The organism is Nitrobacter sp., from assembly GCF_047149785.1.
In the GTDB taxonomy this organism is placed as follows: domain Bacteria; phylum Pseudomonadota; class Alphaproteobacteria; order Rhizobiales; family Xanthobacteraceae; genus Nitrobacter.
In genome coordinates this window covers 2,784,324-2,802,795 of record NZ_BAAGBE010000001.1, presented here as the reverse complement: position 1 = coordinate 2,802,795, position 18,472 = coordinate 2,784,324, and the positions used below count along the sequence as shown (strand labels likewise).

Genomic DNA, 18,472 nt, shown 5'->3' with positions numbered 1-18,472 from the left:
GGAACAGTCGTTGGATTTCTTTCTCACAACATCACTCGGTCGCTTTTTATGCACTCGGATGGCTCGTTTTCACGAGACTGCACTCCTGTAATGGAAAGCGAAGTGAATCCAGATCCTTCCCGATTTGCCTATCGGACATGGCTTGCATCTACGTGGACGGACGATGGGAACGTTATCTTTGCTTTAGGCGACAACGAATTTCACGGACAAAAGGTGGCGGGCGCCTGCCCTTTCCATAGCTATCTGCAATGCTGGTACAATGCTGTCGTTGCATTGCGCTCTAATGACGGCGGCCGATCATTCCATAAGCTTCCGATGAAGCCGATCGGCGCTGCAGACTTTACCCATCGGAGTCATCCGGGCGTGCCGAGGGGATTTTTTGGCCCGTCCAACATCATTAAGCAAGGCACCCAGTTCTACGTCTCAATTTACACGACCGGCGGCGGCGATCAGCCTTCAGGTACCTGTCTTTTTCGCACCAGCGATCTCACGCACGCCGCCGCGTGGCGATATTGGACTGGCGATGGCTTTGAGCCTTCCGCCTACGACCCTTACTCCGACAAGGGTGGGCGCAAGCCCTGTAAGCCGCTCAGCGTACCTGGCCGTATATCTTCGATCGTTCGGGCTGGCGACACATATATCGCGATCTACTCCGCGCAGGGCGCAGATCAAACAGTTGGCCGGATCGGCTACATGACCTCGAAGGATCTGTTGAATTGGAAACCGGGAGGAATACTCCTCTCCGTCCAAATGCTGTGGTCCAAGTCCTGCGGTGGCGATCGCTATGCTTACCCTTCGGTAGTCGATCTTACGGCCTCCGATCGAAACTTTCAGGATATTCGCAAAAAGCCATATCTGTACGTCATGCGAGGCAGGATGAAAGGCTGTTATCTAACCATAGATCGCGACCTTGTGCGTTATTCCTTAGTCCTACAATGATAGCAGAAAACATTCAGATGTTCGGGCGAACGAACAAGATCGTGCTGCAACGTATCTATCGCGATGCCCTGCTAAGGAAACGCTGGTACGAGGCGCCGGTTCGCGTGGCTCCGAACTTGCCGCAAGGCGTCTCAGGGGCACGAATTAGGAGGGGATTTGTGGGGACGACAGTCGTTCACATAGGAGCAATCGTTTTCTCGATAGCTGGCTCCAAGGTTTGGTTTTGAAGTGTACGGGGATGCCGCAGCGCCCATGTTGGGGAATTCTAATGAGGACGAGGTCGAATGGTGAATATCCCGCATCCCCGGGTTGCCTTTGGTGATTTACCTGATCAATTCAAGACCGATGCAGACGAAGTCAAGCTCCCGCGGAAGATACTGGCGAGGCTTCTCGATCTGTACATCTCGTCCTGGGATTTCGATGAAGATTGGTATCTTACGACTTATCCCGACATCGCTGCCGCGGTCAGCAGTAACGGGTTTCCATCGGGGTGGGCGCATTTTCGAGCGGTCGGATATCTTGAGGGACGTCTCGGCTCCCGACCGATCGTAGACAGCGAATGGTATATCGAAACTTATCCTGACGTTGCAGAGGCGATGCTCGATGGCAAAGTAGCCAGCGCTGCTGAGCACTTCGAAAACTTCGGATATGCCGAAGGCAGGTTGCCATCCAAGCCGGGCGTCGACGCCCAATGGTATGCGCGCCGTTATATGCGCGCGCGGCAATCTGTTGAAGAAAAACAGGCGCACGACGATTTTGTCAGGCGCGGATACCGCGAGCTGGCGCTCCCCGCCCCGCCCCGCTGAATTAAGTTGAGGAAGGAATATGTTAGAAGTGCTTCCTGTCGCTATTCGCAACTTTGACGAAGCCCGATATCTCGAATCCAATCCGGGAGCGCGCACGGCGTTGACCTCGGGTGAGGCAGTTAGTGCGCTGGATCATTATTTGCGCTTCGGCATCGATGAGAACAAGCACTCTACCATTCGCCGGGAGACCGGGACCGTGGCCTGCTCGGTCGAACGGTACCTGGTGTCGGAGTCGGGGTTCTGTCTGATCATCGGCTGGCTCGCCGATGAGGGTTGTGAAACCCCACGGATGAAGCTGATCGGTGGAGAGTTCACGATCGAACTGCCGCCAGCGGCCTGTTTCAGGCAGGCCCGGAAAGACGTCGAGCAGCACGTCAGGGACGGCGCATACGACTACGGGTTTGTTGCCTTTGGGCAGTCTCCTTCGAAGACTCTCTTGAAGCAGTCGCTGCTGTTTCAAGTCGCCTCGCTGACTGGCACCTTTCAGACAAAAGTCACCCCTGAGATCGTGTCCGACAAGCGCGTTCTTAACACGCTGTTGCAAATTATCGCTACGTGTGAAGCGCATTCTGGAAAACAAGCGGCTCTGAATGGTTTTCTCTGCGGAGCTTCCGGAAAGGCTCTGATCCAGCTTTTTCGGTCTCACGTGACGTCAGCTGTTTCGAGCTCTTACGTCGAGCGATTCAGGCCGCGCAAGGTATCCAGCTCTTTCGTGACGGTGCTATTTGGTTCGACCGAGCCGATCAAGCTTCAGCCGATGCTATTCAGGGCTTCCGGAATAGACTTCGGCGAATGGATCTACGTCTGCAACTCGCCCGAAGACGCCGACGAGGTTCTGCGATATGCGCGCCTCATGTCAGACCTGTACGATGTGATGATCACTGTCATTGTTCTGGGCGATAACGCAGGCTTTGGCGCGGCAAACAATGTCGCTATCGATCATGCGGCAAGCAGCCGAATCTTCATCATCAATCCTGATGTATACGCGGTTCCCGCTTACGCCCGGCAGATGAAGCAGGTGCTGGCCGAAGCCAAATTGGGAAAAACGTTGTGGGGCGGTTTGCTGTTCTACGACGATCACAATCTCATGCATTCCGGCATGTTCATCGACAACGATTCGTTCGTACGCCGCAATTCTCTGAATCGGACCGACGATTCTCTGCTGGCTCCATACGGACGCTTGTTGCGCGTCGAGCATTTTGACAAGGGCGTGCCTTTCTCTGAACGGGAGTGGCAGAAGCCCAAGACCGTGCCGGCGATAACCGGGGCGGTGATGGGCTTTGAAAGGCCTCTATTTGAAAAGCTCGGTGGGTTTTCCACGCGCTACATCTATGGCCACTACGAAGATGCCGATTTATCGTTGCGCTGGAGCGCTTTGAACGGGCCCGTTTGCATACATCCGCAAATTCGCCTCGTGCATCTCGAAGGACAGGGGTCGCGTGCCCGAGGTGAAGAATATCGCGGCGCATCGATAGCGAACCGCTACTTTTTTACTGCGGAGCATGGCGACTATTTCGACAAGCATCTCGCCAAGACGAGCAGGCGGGCTCCATGAGAATTATCTACGTTAGCTACCTTCATCCTTCGGTAGCACCGGGAGGCGCTCAACAGGTGGCATTTGAAATGTTTCAGGCTAGCCTGAAGCAGGAGCACGAAGCCTACTTTATCGCCGCGCTTGAGGCCAATCACGATCAGGTATACGGCAAACCGGGCGCACCCATCGTCCCCGTCCAAGGAGAGGAGCGGCAGTACTTTTACTTCCCCCAGTACTATGACTTTCTGCACCTTTCGGTCGGAGACTGGCGCTCGATCCAGTTTTTTCGCGAATTGATCGAGCGGCTCAAGCCAGATGTCATCCACTTCCATCACTATCATCGCGTGGGGGTGGAATCGATTCGTGCGGCCAGGATCGCGGCACCGAATGCAGTCATCTGTTTTACGTTCCACGAAATGATGGCCATATGCATGGCCGACGGGCAAATGGTGAAGCAAGGCTCGCGCGATCTCTGTCGGGCGTCTTCTCCCCTCTCGTGCAATAAATGTTTTCCAGATCTTCGTCCGGAGTTTGTGACGCTGCGATCGACGCGCCTGAAGGCGGCTCTTGCGGAGTGCGACGTTTTTGTCTTTCCATCAGAGTTCATAGCCGAGCGATATGTGGAATGGGGATTGCCTCAGGAAAAGTGCGTGGTCATACCAAACGGTCAAGCCAACCTGGGCACTGCATTTGACCGCAGTCAGCATTCCCGGCAAGTCAATCGTTTTGGATTTTTCGGTCAGTTCATCGACAACAAGGGCGTGGACGTCATACTGGATGCTTTGTTGTTACTCGCAAGAGAGAAACGGCTTCCGGCGGAAGGTATCGTGGTCGAGATAAATGGCGGCAACAAGCATTACGCATCCGGCCCCTATCTGGAGAAAATCAATCAGCAGGTAGAGGAGCTGCGCAAATCCCAATCCGGCAGGATTACCTTGCGCGAGAACGGCCCATATGCGCGCGATCAACTGACCGAGCGGATGGCATCGGTTGACTGGGTCATCGTGCCCTCAACGTGGTGGGAGATTTTCGGTCTTGTCGTCTCCGAAGCGTGGATGTTCGGCAGGCCGGTCATTGCTTCTGCAATTGCAGCCCTGCAGGAAAGAGTGATCCCGCAGAAAAACGGGTTCACCTTCTCACCGCGAGACGGCCGGTCTCTGGCCGAGCTTATGTTGAAGCTGGTTGGGAACGAGCAGCAATGGATCGCGACAAACCGGTCCCTCGAACAGCCGTGGACCGAAGACGAGATGTTAGACGCTCATCTGAGCCTCTGGAAGGAATTTTCACCCGGCGCGGCTGGAGGAAACGCCGTTTATGCTCGCTGAGCTGAATGAGCGTTGGACAGCGCGCCGTTACGATGACGGAAGAATCTTCGATCTAATCGAAGATGCCCAGTGCGGATGACGTTTGTCGCACGCTGCGGCGAGGCTCGTCAGGTAGGTTCTAGTTGTATGAGTTGCCAAAGCGATATTTCGCATGTTTGGAAATTTGTTACCGAAGAACTCTAGGGCCATATCCTTGATCAGGCGCGCCTCATGGAGCGCATAGATTGATGGATGCGCCGTATACCGGAGTTTCCCAAATATCGCTGCTTTAAAGACTGGAGCCACCTCTTGCTTGAAATAAGGTCCGTCGATATTATTTAAAGGATCGAAAATAACGAGATGCCGCGTGCTGGAGTCGCCAACTTCCCGTAAGCTTCTGTGCGTCATGTTGAAGCGTTTTGTGAAGGCTAGATCCCCGGCATATCGGTAGTAGGTCGGATCGCGAGGCGAATAAGCCAACGCAGTAGCATTTAACGACCTGGCGAAGTATAATGCCGCATATGCCCCCATACTTGACCCATAGGTGAACACGCGGCCGTAGTTTAATCTATGCGCGTTCGTTATGGCGGCGATGTCGCTGTCCGAAACATCTTGGTACCAATTTTCCCGACGCTTTTGGACGGTTATAAGATCAAAGCCCGCCTCGCTCAAGAATGCTTCTCCAAACGCCGGCTTAGAAATATCGAGTGCCATCATGGGGTCGAAGGTAATGACGATCGCGTCATGTCTTTTTCTTCGGGATTTCTTCAGCGAGATAACGGTAGTTCCGTTATCGAAGATGACATCCTTCCCGGGGTGGGCGGGAAAGGCCGCTCTAACGTTTGACGCACCAGCAACTTCGTTCACTAGAAGTCTCCGTAATATAGAACATGCACCCTGTTATGGTGGTTCGCTCGCTCGATTTAACATTAGATGGATTGTCAGTCGAACCGTAGATTATCTATTTCCTGAGGGGGGAATAGTCGATCGTCTTGCTCCGCGCCGGCGTGGTGGCGCCGACTTTTTGCAGATCAACAACACTCCATACTTGGGCGATCGAAGACACCCGCGGCTCGGAGCCACAAGACTTGAAAAGCGCATGCAACTCTTCCCGTTTGTAGGTCCCGGCTAAAACCGGGACGAGACCGGGGTAGCAAGGCGCCAGACAAGTCTTCGGCGGATGCCGGCAAACAAAACCGATCGGCCAGGGAAATCCATAGCTCTTTTTGATCGCACCTCCCGATCGGTCAATGAAGGAGGTGTGGCGACTTCCTTGTGAGAAGCTCCTTATCGCTTCGCTGTTCCGCATTTTTGGATTCTGAGTGAAAAGCGCCAATTAAGAGAGTCAGAATCCAACTCTCTCACCTGAAAAGATTGCATCCCGATGGTCTCGAGTCTGGAGATCATTGCCGTGGTTGCAGCGTGGAATGTGGCGGCGTCCAGCGCCTATTATGTGCTCGGTGACGATATTACCTTGGCGAGCGGGAGCTCGACGGCGTCTGATATGCGCCGTCGGGCGATCTCGGCCGGCGTGATGCGACAACGGTCCAGCCGAAGGAGTTCGCGCGCCTCTATGAATGGCTCGGCGAGAACGGGCAATCGCTCATCACCAATGCGGGCGGAAAGGCGGATCAGCGCGTTCCTGCTTTCGACCTGACGTTTTCCGCGCCGCGCTCGGTTTCGCTGGCGAGGGTCTTTGCGGATGACGATCTGCGGCGCAACCTCGAAACAGCCCAGGCCCGTGCGGTCCGCTCCACCCTTGCCACGATCGAGAAGGAAGCCATCTTCGCCCGCCGCGGCAAGGACGGTATCCACCTAAGCCGCAACACTCTCGCTTGCCGAAATCAGCAAGTCGGCCGGAATGTGGAAACGTTCGCGCAGACGCTTCACCATCGTCATGCTCAATTCGCGCTTGCCGGACATCACTTCGCTAACGCGGCTCGCCGTGCCCAGAAGCGGCACAAGATCGGCACGCGTCAAACCATGGTGCTCCACCAGATAGCTCAGCAAATCAGGCAATGGCGGCGCCTTGCGTGGCCAGCGTGTACGTTCATAGGCTTCGATAAGGCGCGATTGCGCCACCATGCGCGCACGATCGGCGGCATCGCTCGATTGGATCAGCTTGCCGACAAGGGCCTTGGCCGCCTCATGATCAGCCTGGTTCTGGATAACGATCAAAGTTGTCTTCATCACACCGTCTCCGCATTCACTTGTCATATTCTTCATGGCTGCCGAAAAAGCGGATCATCACCACGCCATCACGATACTGCATCAAGGCTATCAGCCGGAAGTCATTGGCCTTGATATTGAATACCACCCGTCCGCCTTTCAGGATGCTCGCCTTGGGGTGCGAACGCTTCACGTCCTGCGGCGTCCGCCAATCCGAAACTCCTGCAATCGCAAGCCACGCTCTGTATTGAGAGCGCGCCGCATCAATACCCCGATGACCGGACCGTTCGGCGCAATATTGTTCAACAATGTCCGTGCCGATCACCAGCATGGACGGATACTAGTGCAGATTTCCAGGGAATGGAAGATAGCGCTTCCATTTTTGGGAAAAAGTGTAGGGGTGAGATCAATCTCTTCCCAGCGAGCGCCGACCACTTCTCCAGTTCGTGCCGCGGTCAGAATCGTAAACTCGAGTGCATGCGCTGCCACGCCGTCCCGCTTTCTAAGCGATGCCATGAAAACCGGTATCTCGGCATAGGGAAGCGCGGCATGATGCTGCGGTTTGGCGAGCCGCGAGCGAGCGGGCAGGACGTGCTGCAGGTTGCCTTTCCAGCGCGCCGGGTTGTCCCCGGTCCGTAGTTTCCGGACGGCTGCCCAATCGAGGACGGCTTCGATTCGACTGCGCACACGACTGGCAGTCTCAGTTTTCGTAGGCCAGATCGGTTCAAGGACCGAAAGAACCGATCCTATGTCGATATCCGCTACGGCGAGCTTCCGGAGCTTGGGAAACACGTATTCCTTTAGAGTGGAGATAAACTGGTTGCGGTGCTTCGCATTCCTCCACTTCGCTTGATGGGCATCGAAATACGTCGTCGCGGCCTCTTCAAAAGTGACCGCCTTTGACGCTTCCAAAGCCGCTTTCGCGCGCTCGAACCGGCGCGCTTCGATCGATACCATCAAGAAGTTGTTGTCTGGCTTTTAGCGCCGCTTGGCGTGATTTGAAGGCAAAGGCCGTGACCGTCGCCATAGCGTCCCGGCGCTTTAAGGATATCAACCTGCCGCGCACTTAACGCCATCATACGCCCCCGTGTTGACCCCCGGTCAAGCAGCCGGTTCTTACCGGTTTATATCGGCGCGCTTCGGCGATCAAAACGGTCGTATCACACGGTAGCCTTAATATTTTTTTGCCAGCTAGCGGTTCTCTACGGTCCTTCATGAGTTAGGCGGAGGCGGTCACTCTCTCCGCCACCGTTCGGTAAAATTAAGCCATTGAAGCTATAAGAGATTTTAAGCGTCGCGTGGCAAAATACACGGTAGCGTACAGGAATGGCGTCGTATCGCTGGTTGCACGGGTCTTGCTGGTATTTCCGGCTCCGCCGGAACGGGCAAGACCGTCGTTGCCCTACATCGCGCCGCGAACATCCTGCGCCAGCATCGGCAGGCGCGGCTATTACTCACGACATTTTCGCTGCCGCTTGCCAAATGCGCCTGAAGGCAAGCTGCGCATCCTCACTGGCTGGCGAAGACAGTGGCGTCGTTCCCCGCGTGACCGTGCTGCCCTTCAAAAGCGTAGCGCACGAACTGTTCACGCTGGCCTTCGGACACCACCCGAGGGCGGCGACCGAGGACCAGATTCGCGGGGCGCTCAAGATGGCGGCGGGCGAGGCGTCACTGACCAGCTTCACTCCGCGTTTTCTCGCCACGGAGTGGCTCCATGTCGTCGATGCGTGGCAGTTGGACAGCCTTGAAGCCTATCACGGCGTTCCTCGGCGCACCACAAGGATAATCCTTGGGCCGTGTCGTCGTTTCGCTCCAGCCCGCTCCACGCCGGCGGATTCTCTCTTGCGGTTTGCACACCCCGCTCTCGGCGAGGGCCAAGGCTGCATCAGCCAATGCAACTCTTGACCAACAAAGAGAGGATCACATGACCATCAATATTCTTACAGACTTGAACAATTAATGCATCTGTGCGCGGCCAGCCGTTTCAGGTGTGGAAGCTGGCCGTAGAGCAAAGTCGGGTCATGCCGACATGCGAAGACGGGAACGGCGGCAGTCTGTATCGGCTGGAGATGATCTTTACCGACTTTCAGGCGCCTGGTGTTACGCTATGGTTTATCGACAACGTCATTCTGTTGCCGAGCGAATATTAGACGGAGTGGACTCAAGGAGAATAAGCCGCGCCGTGGCCGGCATTTTTTGATCTTGAGACTCAAGGTGCGCGCATCCTCCAGTGATGTCCGTTGGGTCTTTCCAGTTTCTTAGATCGGTTTCTGCTGAATGTGAGAGTTGATTTTCTTGAGTTCCGGATGCGCTTTCAGCAAAGCCTTTAAGCCCGGATAATCCATCCCGGCTGCATGATGGTCTTCAATCAAAAGCCTGGCGAGCTTGAAGTCGTCGCCGGTGTCGACGGTAATGCGCCAGTCGCTGAGATCGTCTTCATCCGTGCAGGACTCGTGACGAATATCCGGCATCGACGTGCGAATATATCCTGTGACATGCTCGCGCTCGGACGGAAGCCTGGCATTCTCCGCTGCGACGTCGAGTGAGCGCCGGGAAAAAATCTCGAAATCCATGCCGCGAGGGTAGGTCCGCTTTTCGACGTTCGAGAGATAAACGGACTCGCTCTTCAAGCCCGAATAGACGTCGAGGCCGGCGCGAATTACGTCTGGACAGATGAGCGGGCAGTCCGACGTCACGCGGATCACGTGGCGAGCCTCGTGTGCCCGCGCCGCTCCCTGGTAACGTTCCAGTACGTCATTCTCGCTGCCACGAAATACCGGAACGTCGCGTGCGGCGCAGAGTTCGACGACGGGATCGTCGGAGAGATTCGTTGTCGTCGCGACAATCACGGGCACGCCGACATCGGCGAGGCGATCGAGATGCGTTTCAAGAAGTGTGCGTTCCCCGGCGCGCATCAGGATCTTGCCCGGAAGGCGGGTGCTCGTCATGCGCGCCTGGGTGATGATGACGACGTCATTTGGCATCGTGGAAACCGGGAACGGCGCTCATCATATAGCCGACGACGTCGCCAGTGCACCCTCCCGACATTTTCAGGCCCGCTTTTCCATCAGGAACCACGTCAGGTCGTCAGCAGGGAATGCCGGGTCTCGATGATAGATAAACCCGTAATCGACAAGTTTTAGATCGGGGTACTTGTCCATCATCTCGCCGGCGAAATCCCGCTTCCACAAACGCCCGCTGTGACCGCGATAGCTGATCTCGACCACGGAGGGATTGTAGTATTCCGCCACGAGGACATAACGATTGCTGGCCTCATGGAGCCTTTCATAGGCCACCGGCAGCATGTCGGGATTGACGTGGATCAGGACACCGGCGGTAAACGCCAGATCGACGCTCGACCACCCGACCGGTTCGAACAACGTCGTATTGGAAGCAGCTATTCCGGGTATTGTCGCCAGCCTTTCGAAGGCCAGGCTGTTTATTTCGATGGCCTGGAACGCTGCGCATGGAAGCAGGGTCTTGAGGGCCAGGATATTAAGACCGATGTTGGCGCCAAGCTCCCGAACCGACCGCACGTTGCTGCATCGCCGGACAATTCGGGCAAACATCGCGGTTTTGGCGGCCAGCACGTTCCGGCTTTGATTCCGCTCGATGTAGTTGTCGCCAAACTCCCCGGCCCAGAATTCCTCCTGTGCTGTGATCTGGGTCATATGTGCTGGTTCCCCTTGAAGTTTCACGTCATTACTACAACTAAAACGAGCAGCGGGTCATTGTACATGCTCTCGTCACGAACCTGCGGAAGGCCACCGCTCCGTTCATTGGCTCCGGGCGCACAGGAGAGTAAACCCCGGCAATGTCAGGCGAGCCGCGGAAGAGGCAGATGGAAGGGCTATGATGGATCCCGAGCAGGTCAAGGCTCATTGGCGGGACTGGGCATCGAAATTCGGCACCGCGCTCGGCGCCACCACCAGAACCGGAACCGCGAAGATGCTCGAGATCGACGCATTGGCGCGCCGGATGTCCGCGATCGGGCTCGGCGATGCGTCGGCACACGTTCTCGAAGTCGGTTGCGGCAATGGCTTGAACTGCTTCGGCCTTGCCGCAAAATTCCCGCGCATGCAACTCGACGGCATCGACTATACCGCGGAAATGATCGACGCCGCGCGTGAAGCAGCCGCGGCCAACGGCTTCCAGGACAGGTCCAGCTTCCGGATCGGCAACGCGCTCGAGCTTTCGGCGGCGTCGGGATTGCTGGCGCAATACGATGTCGTTTTTACCGATCGCTGCCTGATCAACATCGAATCCGTCGAATTGCAGATGCGTGCCATCACCGGCCTTGCCGCAAGGGTGCGGGAGGGCGGGCATCTGATCATGATCGAGAATTCGATGGCGACCTATGATCGGCAAAATCATTGCCGCACCCTGCTGGACCTGCCCGCGCGCACGCCCGCCGCATTCAACTTGTTCTTCGACGAAACACGCATCCTGCCGCACCTCAAAACGCTCGGCCTTGAGGTCGAGATCGAGGATTTCATTTCGCTTCACGACCTGATGCTCTATGTGCTGGTCCCGGCCATCAATGGGGGCACCGTGGATTACGACCATCCGCTGGTCCATGCGGCAACCCTGCTCAACATAGCGGTATCGGCGGAGACATCGAACGCATTCGGCGCCTTTGGGCAAGGCCGGATGTTTGTCTGTCGGAAGCCTTGATGCCGGAAACTGACGCCAGCCCGCTCCACAGCGGCCTCTTTCTGGATCTTGACGGCACGCTCGCCGACAGCCTGACGGCGCTGAAAAACGTCTATTATTCCTTTCTCGCCTCCTTCGGCGCGAGCGGCGACGAGGTCGAGTTTCAGCGGCTCAACGGACCGCCGCTTGGCGAGATTATCGAACGGCTGAGGATGGCTCACAAACTGCCCGGAACACCGGCCGACCTCCTGCAAAAATACTCGGCCATGGTGTCGCAGGCGCAGCAAAGCGTGCGTCCCGCTGCCGGCGCCCATGAATTGCTGGCGCACGCCCGCGCGTGCGGGTTGAAGATCGCCATAGTTACGTCGTCGCCCAAATTGTCCGCGCAACGATGGCTCGCATCCGGAGGGCTCGCCGACAGGATCGACGATGTCGTCGGCGGCGATGAGGTGAGCGCGGGCAAGCCCGCTGCCGAACCCTACATCAGGGCACTGAGGCGGATGCATTGCTCGGCCGCCTTGTCGCATGCCGTCGAGGATTCCCGCATCGGCGCGATGTCGGCAGTTGCCGCGGGGCTCAAAACGTGGGCATTGGCGCCCCCGAACAATCGCGCCGGGTGGCCCGGTCAGGTCGTGTTCATCGAACGTCTCACCGATCTCCTTGGAAGACTACCGGCATGCTGAATGTTCATCTGCTTCAGTCGGAGCCGAGAGTAACGCTGGCAGCGAAAGCGCCAACCGTTAGCCCGGACATCGAGGCACGCGTGGACGAAATCTGGCAGCGCGAAAAGGAGCTGCGCTCCCACGATCTCCACAACGGGCGATTGTTCAGCGTCGATTGTTGTGATGCCAGAACGATCGTCGGCTGGATGTCGGAGTACCGCTATTTCCTCGCACAACGGCGCGAGCCGAGCCTTCATGCCGCGCTGAAGATCAAGCCGCTCGCCGTCACGGGCATCCTGTCTTGTCCGGATGGCGTCTTATTCGGCCGGCGCAGCGGCCGCTCCGAGATGGACGCCGGGCGCTGGGAGCTGGTGCCGTCCGGCGGCGTTGACGACGCGGCAGTCGGGCCGACCGGGCAGGTGAGCCTCGAACGATGCATCCTGACCGAACTCGAGGAAGAAACCGGCATCGGAGTGTCCGAGCTGTCGGAGCATTCCAGAGCCGTCGCGCTCGTCGAGGATCCGCAAAGCCACGTCACCGACGTCGGAATCATGCTCGCGACCGCCGCCTCGGCTGCGCAAATCCAGCGACGCTTCGCGGCGCTGGGGAATCGCGAATATTCTGAACTTGAAATCGTTGCACCCGCAGAGTTGCGGGCGTTCCGGCGCAACCGGGCTGACTCGTTGGGCGCTGTTTCCGCCGCCCTTCTGGATGCTCTCATGCAACCCGGCTTGTGCTCCGGCTTCCTGGGCAGCGCCTTTGACGTCGCGCAAGACAAACCAGGAGCGTAAATTGTGACGCAGAGCCCGGAACTCATCATCGGGGGGCGCAAGATCGGCCCGGACTATCCTCCTTACATCATCGCCGAACTGTCGGCGAACCATAACGGCAAGCTTTTGAAGGCGCTGGAGCTGATCGAAGCCGCCGCCGCCGCCGGTGCCGACGCGATCAAGATCCAGACCTATACGGCCGACACCATGACCATTCCTCACGATGGCGAGGAGTTTTTGATCAAGGGCGGCCTGTGGGACGGCTACGGGCTCCACCAGCTCTACCAGCAGGCTCACACGCCGTATGAATGGCATGGGCAAATGTTCGCGAGGGCGCGTGAGCTTGGGATCACGATGTTCTCCAGTCCCTTTGACGAGACCGCCGTCGACCTGCTCGCGGGGCTCGATGCGCCCGCCTACAAGATCGCATCGTTCGAGTTGATCGACCTGCCGCTGATCAAATATGTCGCCAAGCAGGGCAAACCGATGATCCTCTCGACCGGGATGGCCAGCCTCGGCGAGATTCAGGAGGCGGTCGAAACAGCGCGCGGCAACGGCGCCGGCGGCATCGCGCTGCTGCACTGTACCAGTGCCTACCCGGCTCCGATCGAGGAAGCGAATGTGCGGACGGTGGCGCATCTCGGCCGGACCTTCAGCGCCGTGTCCGGCCTTTCCGATCATGCGCCGGGCTCCGCCGCCTGCGTCGCTTCGATCGTGCTGGGCGGCTCCATCATCGAGAAACATTTTACGATCTCGCGCGCCGACGGTGGTCCGGACGCCGCGTTTTCGCTCGAACCGCACGAGTTCAAGCGGCTGGTCGACGACTGCAAGTCGGCGTGGTCGGCGCTGGGATCTGTCGGATATGGCCCCGTCCGGAGCGAGAAGGCCAACATGCGGTTTCGCCGTTCGATCTACGCAGTCAAGCCGATCAAGGCGGGGGAGCCTCTGACGAGCGAGAACATCCGCGTCATCCGGCCCGGCTTCGGCCTGCCGCCGAAGCATCTGCCCGACGTCATCGGCCGCACCGCCGCGCGCGACATCGCCTATGGTGAAGCGCTGACGTGGTCCGTGATCGCGTGACGGTCCCGCCATGGCGCCGCTAACGTCGGTTGAACAGAGTCCGGAAAAGATTAATCCTGCCGCTTCGAACTGGTCACGGGAATGCCTCTTTCGAAACCAGCATTGGCAGGTCGTCCCGGAGAAACGACTTGAGATTTATGAAGAGGGGATCCTCTTCCAATCTGAAATTCGACAACGCCAGCGTCGCGCTGCGAAAATATTGTTCAGGAGCCCAACGTTTGTCGGGAATTAAAATCGATTTGCTGCGAAATCCATGGAGCATGCAGTAGGAATAAGCCACGGCGCGCCGACGCTGATCCTGCGGCATCGACCACGCCTTTCGCGACACATCTAACAGGATGCCCCTCAGAGCTTCCATGCTGGACGCCTCCTCGATAATACCAAGGCCGGAAAACTTGTCTTCGCCGGTCGCGATCATTCGATGTCCAGCCGCGGCCAGTTCGTAGAGAACCGTTCCACGGACCGTGAGACCGGCATCGCAATGCTTCATGACCTCGCCGGCGCTGAGGGCGCCATCTGCAAATCCGACGTTTCCAATGTCGGCGCAGTATTTACGCAGCGTATCCCACGAACGCTTCCAATCATGGCTGTCATTCAGCGGATGCGGCTTGATAATCAGGTTGAGATGCGTCAGTTGTCGCGCAAGATCGACGACGTCGACAACAGCCTGCCAGTAATCGTCCGAGAGTTGCCTTGGCCGCGTCAGCGGGGCGTCTTGAAACACATGCGCGAATACGCAGACCGTAGGATTTTCGGGGTTGACACCGCAGTTCTCAAGGAAGGCTTCGCGAGAAGCCGGTAGCCGATCGACAACATCACGGTTCAATAGCGGGTCGATCGTCCGCGCCAGCGTGCCTTCAACAGCGCCGCCGAACAGGTCAAGCCTGGGATCATCCAGTAGAGCTTGATCGAAAGCGTACCTTTCCACCATCTCCTTCCAGTCGCCGGGAATACCGCACGACAAGTCGGTCAGATCCCGATATCGCGTAACGGCAACCGGGATGTACTGTTCTACCAGGAATGTTGGCGCGCCGTGCATGGCCGCAAAATCAGCCAGCTGTCCCGATACCGAATAGCAAATGTGCCCCAATACACTCGCTCGAACCGGGGACTTTCCAAACATCATGGGAAGGGCTTCGTAGTCGGCCAGTACGAGCTTAGCAACTGCGATGAGTTCGTCGCTCGGATCGTCGATGGTGCCGAAGCCAAATCGCCTCAGAAATTCATTGTAAATCAGAAGGCCGCATCGTGGGGATCGCGGTTCTGACAACGAGCGGATTGCCTGCCTGAGCGAGGATCCCGACTTGCCGTGCAGTCGTTTGCGAAGCTCACTCTCTGCATTGGCTGGCCAAACCGGATCGGACAGGAGACGATTGCGAAATTCGGAAATATTGTAAAAGCGATTGACGCCAAACGAGCGAGCGAGCGCCAGGTTCGCTTCAACGTCTGTCCTTCGAACATCACCCCCTCGAACATCACCAACGTCATCGGCGAAAATCCCGACGATTTCACCTCCCCATATCTGCTGTATGCACTTCGCAACGACGCAATTTGCGAACAGGTGGGAGTGCACGTTGTCATTGTGATAAAGGTCCAGGATCAAGATGCCGTCAGACCGGGGCGAGTCAGACTTGGGCAGGGTAGGCTTGGGCGGGGTAGAGGATGTCCAGAATCGCCGGTTTTCTTCCAGAAACTCGCTGATATTCATGGCGCCACGAGGATCCCTGCGATCTGTTTTTCAAATTTTTGATCACGCAAACCAACCAGAAAACAACAATTTAGATCCTCAGGATTCGAGCGCGCGGGATAACCGTTCCATAACGTAATCCTGCTGTGCGTTGCTCAGGTTCGGGTGAATAGGCAACGTCAGCGCGAAGTCGTAATATTTTTCGGAAGCCGGAAAGTCGCCACGGGAGAATCCCAGGGCCCGGTACCATGGTTGCAGATGGACCGGGATGTAATGGACGTTGACGCCGATACCTGAAGAGCGCATCGCCGCAAAAACCTCGGCGCGCGTGCGTCGTACGGTTTCATCCAGTTCGATGACGTACAGATGCAACGCCGAGAGAGTGCCCTCCGGCACGAACTGGCGGATCACCGGAAGGCCGGCGAGCCCTTCGTGATAACGCGCCGCGATCGCCTGCCGCCGGGCGACGAAGTCGGCGAGGCGATCAAATTGGCTCACGCCGAGCGCCGCCTGAATGTCGGTCATACGGTAGTTGAAGCCGAGCATCACCTGCTCGTAGCACCAGGGGCCTTCGGGAACGGCGGTCATGTCAGTGGGATCGCGCGAAATGCCATGGCTGCGAAGCAGGCGCATGCGATGGGCGATCTCGGCGGAACGCGTGGTCGCCGCACCGCCTTCTCCTGTCGTCACAATCTTGACGGGATGGAACGAAAAAACGGTAACGTCGGCGAGTTCGCCCGAACCGACGGGCCTGTTCTGGTAGCATCCGCCAACGGCATGGCTCGCGTCTTCAAGGATGCGGAAGCCGTATCGGTCCGCCAGCCGGCGGATGGCGGCAAGATCTGCGGAAGTACCGGCGAAGTCCACCGGAACGACAACCTTCGGCAGGGTGCCGTCGCGTTCGGCCGCTTCGAGCTTGGCGGCCAGTGCCTCGACGCCCATGTTTCGGGTCTTGGCATCGATATCGACGAAATCGACGGTCGCTCCACAGTAGAGACCTGGCGGAGGCTACAAAGGTGTTCGGCACCGTCCAGAGTCGATCCGATGGGCCGAGCCCGAGCGCAAGACAGGCGACGTGCAGCGCCGCAGTCGCCGAGGAAAAGGCGACCGCTTCGGGCGCGTCGACTGCCCGCGCCAACGTCTCCTCAAACCTGGGGACCATCGGCCCCTGGGTTAGGAAGTCTGACCGAAGGACTTCGACGACCGCCTCGACATCGGCGCTGGAGATGTCCTGACGACCATAGGGAATCATGTCTTGGTCCGTTCATAAAATTCCCGGATTTGTTCCACAGAGTACAGGACGGGGTTTGTACCGGAGTTGTACTCGAAACCTCGCGCTACAGGAGCACCCGTCTCACCGAGGCGGTTCTCCAGATAATCATAACCGCGATCGTGGAACTTGATCGACGGCCGGATTACATAATGATCGCTGAATTCAAGCGTCAAATGGCTGTTATCCGCAGGGCACAATATCTCGTGCAGCTTTTCGCCCGGCCGGATACCGATCAAGTTCTGTGGCAGGTGCGGCGCCATCGCCGTTGCAAGGTCGACTATCCGGATCGACGGCAACTTCGGTACAAAGATTTCGCCGCCCTGCATACGTTGGAAGCACTTCAGAACGAAGTCGACGCTTTCCTGCAACGAGATCCAGAAACGAGTCATGGCGGTGTCGGTAATCGGCAATGACGTCGCGCCTTGCGCTATCAGTTTTTCGAAAAATGGGACGACCGATCCGCGCGAGCCGGCAACGTTGCCATAGCGCACGACCGAGAAGGCGGTACGTCGTTTGCCTGCCATATTGTTGGCAGCAATGAACAGTTTATCCGATGCAAGCTTGGTGGCGCCATACAGGTTGATCGGATTAGCCGCCTTATCGCTTGAGAGCGCGACCACCTGCTCAATGTTGTTGGCAAGCGCAGCTGCCACAATGTTCTCCGCGCCATGAATGTTGGTGCGGATACATTCCATTGGATTATATTCAGATGCTGTCACCTGCTTCATGGCGGCAGCATGAACGAGATAGTCAATCCCACGCGTCGCTTCGATCAGACGCGCGCCATCACGTACATCGCCGATCAGCCAGCGAATGCAGGGCGCGTTTACCTCCTGCTGCATCTCGAATTGCTTGAGCTCATCGCGTGAATAGAAAACGAGGCGCGCCAAGTCGTAGCGCTTGAGCAGTATATTCGCAAACTTGCGTCCGAAAGAGCCCGTACCGCCGGAAACAAATACGGATTTACCATTGAACACTTGGACCTCTCTTTAGATGGGAATGGCGTAACCGAAGTCCGCGCGATGTTAATGGCAGGACAGTCAGATTAAATCAACGAAGTGGCAAGTGGTGGTGGTTGGCCAAAAATTGGACTATAAGAGGATTGAGTTCGGCTTCTACGGCTACCGCCGCGTCGGTGCCGGCCCTGCGGCAGCAAGGCACTGTCGTGAACCACAAGGAGATTCGCCGCCTCATGCGTGAACACGATCTGCTGCCGAAGATCAGGCGACAGTCCATCGCCACGACCGACAGCGATCACGATGGTCCGATCTTCCCCGAACTTGGCGAAGGACATCATACCGAGTGGTTCCAACCAGCTTTGGGTCAGCGACATCACCTATGTCTCCTTGCCGGCCGTTTTATCTACGTCGCCATCATTCTCGATGCCTGGTCGCGGTTGATCGTTGGTTACGCTATCGGTCGGTCGATGGACGCACGGCTGACACTTGCTGTCTTGAAGGCGGCCATCAAGGCCTGAGGACGCGCCGATGACCTTGAAGGGTCACGACGCAAGAGCCGTTAGTTCTCCAAGACCTCGATCGTTCGTGCGTTATATCGGCGCACGTTGCTGGAACAAACGAACCGCCGCCGGGGAA

The 18,472-nt window shown here is 57.4% G+C and carries 20 protein-coding genes and 2 pseudogenes; 13 read left to right on the top strand and 9 right to left on the bottom strand.

Features of this window, described 5'->3' with window-relative positions; translation table 11 throughout:
- The first annotated feature begins 90 nt into the window (after positions 1 to 90).
- From ACMDCM_RS13065 to ACMDCM_RS13050, 4 genes are all read left to right on the top strand, one after another.
- A complete protein-coding gene (locus ACMDCM_RS13065) occupies positions 91 to 939 on the top strand; it encodes a hypothetical protein (protein ID WP_412773956.1) in 849 nt (282 codons plus the stop codon).
- Positions 940 to 1,223: 284 nt separating this feature from the next.
- Positions 1,224 to 1,745, top strand: a complete 522-nt coding sequence (locus tag ACMDCM_RS13060) for a hypothetical protein (protein WP_412773955.1) — start codon at positions 1,224 to 1,226, stop codon at positions 1,743 to 1,745.
- A 19-nt stretch (positions 1,746 to 1,764) separates the two neighbouring features.
- Positions 1,765 to 3,300 (top strand): glycosyltransferase family protein, encoded by a 1,536-nt coding sequence (locus ACMDCM_RS13055; protein WP_412773954.1) that lies wholly within the window; start codon positions 1,765 to 1,767, stop codon positions 3,298 to 3,300.
- Positions 3,297 to 4,604 (top strand): glycosyltransferase, encoded by a 1,308-nt coding sequence (locus tag ACMDCM_RS13050; RefSeq protein WP_412773953.1) that lies wholly within the window; start codon positions 3,297 to 3,299, stop codon positions 4,602 to 4,604. The genes ACMDCM_RS13055 and ACMDCM_RS13050 overlap by 4 nt, the downstream gene beginning before the upstream one ends.
- A 27-nt stretch (positions 4,605 to 4,631) precedes the next feature.
- Here the strand turns inward: ACMDCM_RS13050 and ACMDCM_RS13045 are convergent, their stop codons facing one another.
- Positions 4,632 to 5,450: a hypothetical protein gene (locus ACMDCM_RS13045; RefSeq protein ID WP_412773952.1), complete on the bottom strand. Its 819-nt coding sequence runs from the start codon at positions 5,448 to 5,450 to the stop codon at positions 4,632 to 4,634.
- A 729-nt stretch (positions 5,451 to 6,179) separates the two neighbouring features.
- Between ACMDCM_RS13045 and ACMDCM_RS13040 the strand changes: the two are divergent.
- Positions 6,180 to 6,335 (top strand): annotated as a pseudogene (locus ACMDCM_RS13040) (relaxase domain-containing protein); the annotation flags it as partial.
- Positions 6,336 to 6,398: 63 nt separating this feature from the next.
- Here ACMDCM_RS13040 and ACMDCM_RS13035 read toward each other — a convergent pair.
- From ACMDCM_RS13035 to ACMDCM_RS13025, 3 genes are read right to left on the bottom strand one after another with little or no spacing between them, the layout of a single operon-like run.
- Positions 6,399 to 6,773: a helix-turn-helix domain-containing protein gene (locus ACMDCM_RS13035; RefSeq protein WP_412773951.1), complete on the bottom strand. Its 375-nt coding sequence runs from the start codon at positions 6,771 to 6,773 to the stop codon at positions 6,399 to 6,401.
- A 16-nt stretch (positions 6,774 to 6,789) separates the two neighbouring features.
- Complete coding sequence (locus tag ACMDCM_RS13030; protein WP_412773950.1) at positions 6,790 to 7,083, bottom strand: type II toxin-antitoxin system HigB family toxin; 294 nt, start codon at positions 7,081 to 7,083, stop codon at positions 6,790 to 6,792.
- Positions 7,074 to 7,709, bottom strand: coding sequence for a tyrosine-type recombinase/integrase (locus ACMDCM_RS13025; protein WP_412773949.1), 636 nt, complete (start codon positions 7,707 to 7,709; stop codon positions 7,074 to 7,076). The genes ACMDCM_RS13030 and ACMDCM_RS13025 overlap by 10 nt, the downstream gene beginning before the upstream one ends.
- A gap of 349 nt (positions 7,710 to 8,058) precedes the next feature.
- Here ACMDCM_RS13025 and ACMDCM_RS13020 point away from each other — a divergent pair, with 349 nt between their 5' ends.
- The 3 genes from ACMDCM_RS13020 (at position 8,059) to ACMDCM_RS13010 (ending at position 8,902) form a co-directional block, all read left to right on the top strand.
- Complete coding sequence (locus ACMDCM_RS13020; RefSeq protein WP_412774748.1) at positions 8,059 to 8,244, top strand: UvrD-helicase domain-containing protein; 186 nt, start codon at positions 8,059 to 8,061, stop codon at positions 8,242 to 8,244.
- Between the two features lie 53 nt (positions 8,245 to 8,297).
- Positions 8,298 to 8,657, top strand: coding sequence for a hypothetical protein (locus ACMDCM_RS13015; protein ID WP_412773948.1), 360 nt, complete (start codon positions 8,298 to 8,300; stop codon positions 8,655 to 8,657).
- Between the two features lie 62 nt (positions 8,658 to 8,719).
- A complete protein-coding gene (locus tag ACMDCM_RS13010) occupies positions 8,720 to 8,902 on the top strand; it encodes a DUF6876 family protein (protein ID WP_412773947.1) in 183 nt (60 codons plus the stop codon).
- Between the two features lie 108 nt (positions 8,903 to 9,010).
- On the opposite strand, the gene ACMDCM_RS13005 is transcribed toward ACMDCM_RS13010, so the two are convergent.
- Positions 9,011 to 9,736 carry a cytidylyltransferase domain-containing protein gene (locus ACMDCM_RS13005; RefSeq protein WP_412773946.1) on the bottom strand — a complete coding sequence of 242 codons (726 nt, stop codon included), beginning with the start codon at positions 9,734 to 9,736 and terminating at the stop codon, positions 9,011 to 9,013.
- A gap of 66 nt (positions 9,737 to 9,802) precedes the next feature.
- On the bottom strand, positions 9,803 to 10,423 hold the full coding sequence (locus ACMDCM_RS13000) for a pseudaminic acid biosynthesis-associated methylase (protein WP_412773945.1): 621 nt from the start codon (positions 10,421 to 10,423) through the stop codon (positions 9,803 to 9,805).
- Positions 10,424 to 10,604: 181 nt separating this feature from the next.
- On the opposite strand from ACMDCM_RS13000, the gene ACMDCM_RS12995 reads away from it, so the two are divergent.
- The 4 genes from ACMDCM_RS12995 to pseI all read left to right on the top strand — a co-directional run bounded on the left by ACMDCM_RS12995 (position 10,605) and on the right by pseI (position 13,917).
- Positions 10,605 to 11,426, top strand: coding sequence for a class I SAM-dependent methyltransferase (locus ACMDCM_RS12995; RefSeq protein ID WP_412773944.1), 822 nt, complete (start codon positions 10,605 to 10,607; stop codon positions 11,424 to 11,426).
- Entirely contained in the window at positions 11,426 to 12,088 is a 663-nt protein-coding gene (locus ACMDCM_RS12990; protein ID WP_412773943.1) for an HAD family hydrolase, read from the top strand. The genes ACMDCM_RS12995 and ACMDCM_RS12990 overlap by 1 nt, the downstream gene beginning before the upstream one ends.
- A 140-nt stretch (positions 12,089 to 12,228) precedes the next feature.
- Positions 12,229 to 12,858: an NUDIX hydrolase gene (locus ACMDCM_RS12985; protein ID WP_412773942.1), complete on the top strand. Its 630-nt coding sequence runs from the start codon at positions 12,229 to 12,231 to the stop codon at positions 12,856 to 12,858.
- Between the two features lie 3 nt (positions 12,859 to 12,861).
- Positions 12,862 to 13,917 carry a pseudaminic acid synthase gene (gene pseI, locus ACMDCM_RS12980; protein ID WP_412773941.1) on the top strand — a complete coding sequence of 352 codons (1,056 nt, stop codon included), beginning with the start codon at positions 12,862 to 12,864 and terminating at the stop codon, positions 13,915 to 13,917.
- A 73-nt stretch (positions 13,918 to 13,990) separates the two neighbouring features.
- Here the strand turns inward: pseI and ACMDCM_RS12975 are convergent, their stop codons facing one another.
- The 3 genes and pseudogenes from ACMDCM_RS12975 to pseB all read right to left on the bottom strand — a co-directional run bounded on the left by ACMDCM_RS12975 (position 13,991) and on the right by pseB (position 17,854).
- On the bottom strand, positions 13,991 to 15,625 hold the full coding sequence (locus ACMDCM_RS12975) for a hypothetical protein (protein WP_412773940.1): 1,635 nt from the start codon (positions 15,623 to 15,625) through the stop codon (positions 13,991 to 13,993).
- A gap of 78 nt (positions 15,626 to 15,703) precedes the next feature.
- Positions 15,704 to 16,856, bottom strand: a pseudogene (gene pseC / locus ACMDCM_RS12970) (UDP-4-amino-4,6-dideoxy-N-acetyl-beta-L-altrosamine transaminase).
- The gene (pseB, locus tag ACMDCM_RS12965) at positions 16,853 to 17,854 is read right to left on the bottom strand and encodes a UDP-N-acetylglucosamine 4,6-dehydratase (inverting) (RefSeq protein ID WP_412773939.1); all 1,002 of its coding nucleotides are present in this window, start codon (positions 17,852 to 17,854) and stop codon (positions 16,853 to 16,855) included. Before pseB ends, pseC begins: the two are co-directional and overlap by 4 nt.
- 188 nt (positions 17,855 to 18,042) lie before the next feature.
- On the opposite strand from pseB, the gene ACMDCM_RS12960 reads away from it, so the two are divergent.
- On the top strand, positions 18,043 to 18,354 hold the full coding sequence (locus tag ACMDCM_RS12960) for a hypothetical protein (RefSeq protein ID WP_412773938.1): 312 nt from the start codon (positions 18,043 to 18,045) through the stop codon (positions 18,352 to 18,354).
- Positions 18,355 to 18,472 lie beyond the last annotated feature (118 nt).

Excerpts from the sequence above, each read along its gene's own strand:
- ACMDCM_RS13025 (WP_412773949.1), bottom strand. The coding sequence starts at position 7,709 with ATGGTATCGATCGAAGCGCGCCGGTTCGAGCGCGCGAAAGCGGCTTTG.
- ACMDCM_RS13055 (WP_412773954.1), top strand. The coding sequence starts at position 1,765 with ATGTTAGAAGTGCTTCCTGTCGCTATTCGCAACTTTGACGAAGCCCGA.
- ACMDCM_RS13005 (WP_412773946.1), bottom strand. The coding sequence starts at position 9,736 with ATGCCAAATGACGTCGTCATCATCACCCAGGCGCGCATGACGAGCACC.
- ACMDCM_RS12990 (WP_412773943.1), top strand. The coding sequence starts at position 11,426 with ATGCCGGAAACTGACGCCAGCCCGCTCCACAGCGGCCTCTTTCTGGAT.
- ACMDCM_RS13030 (WP_412773950.1), bottom strand. The coding sequence starts at position 7,083 with ATGCTGGTGATCGGCACGGACATTGTTGAACAATATTGCGCCGAACGG.
- ACMDCM_RS12995 (WP_412773944.1), top strand. The coding sequence starts at position 10,605 with ATGATGGATCCCGAGCAGGTCAAGGCTCATTGGCGGGACTGGGCATCG.
- ACMDCM_RS12975 (WP_412773940.1), bottom strand. The coding sequence starts at position 15,625 with ATGAATATCAGCGAGTTTCTGGAAGAAAACCGGCGATTCTGGACATCC.
- ACMDCM_RS13000 (WP_412773945.1), bottom strand. The coding sequence starts at position 10,423 with ATGACCCAGATCACAGCACAGGAGGAATTCTGGGCCGGGGAGTTTGGC.
- ACMDCM_RS13065 (WP_412773956.1), top strand. The coding sequence starts at position 91 with ATGGAAAGCGAAGTGAATCCAGATCCTTCCCGATTTGCCTATCGGACA.
- ACMDCM_RS13035 (WP_412773951.1), bottom strand. The coding sequence starts at position 6,773 with ATGAAGACAACTTTGATCGTTATCCAGAACCAGGCTGATCATGAGGCG.
- ACMDCM_RS13060 (WP_412773955.1), top strand. The coding sequence starts at position 1,224 with ATGGTGAATATCCCGCATCCCCGGGTTGCCTTTGGTGATTTACCTGAT.
- ACMDCM_RS13050 (WP_412773953.1), top strand. The coding sequence starts at position 3,297 with ATGAGAATTATCTACGTTAGCTACCTTCATCCTTCGGTAGCACCGGGA.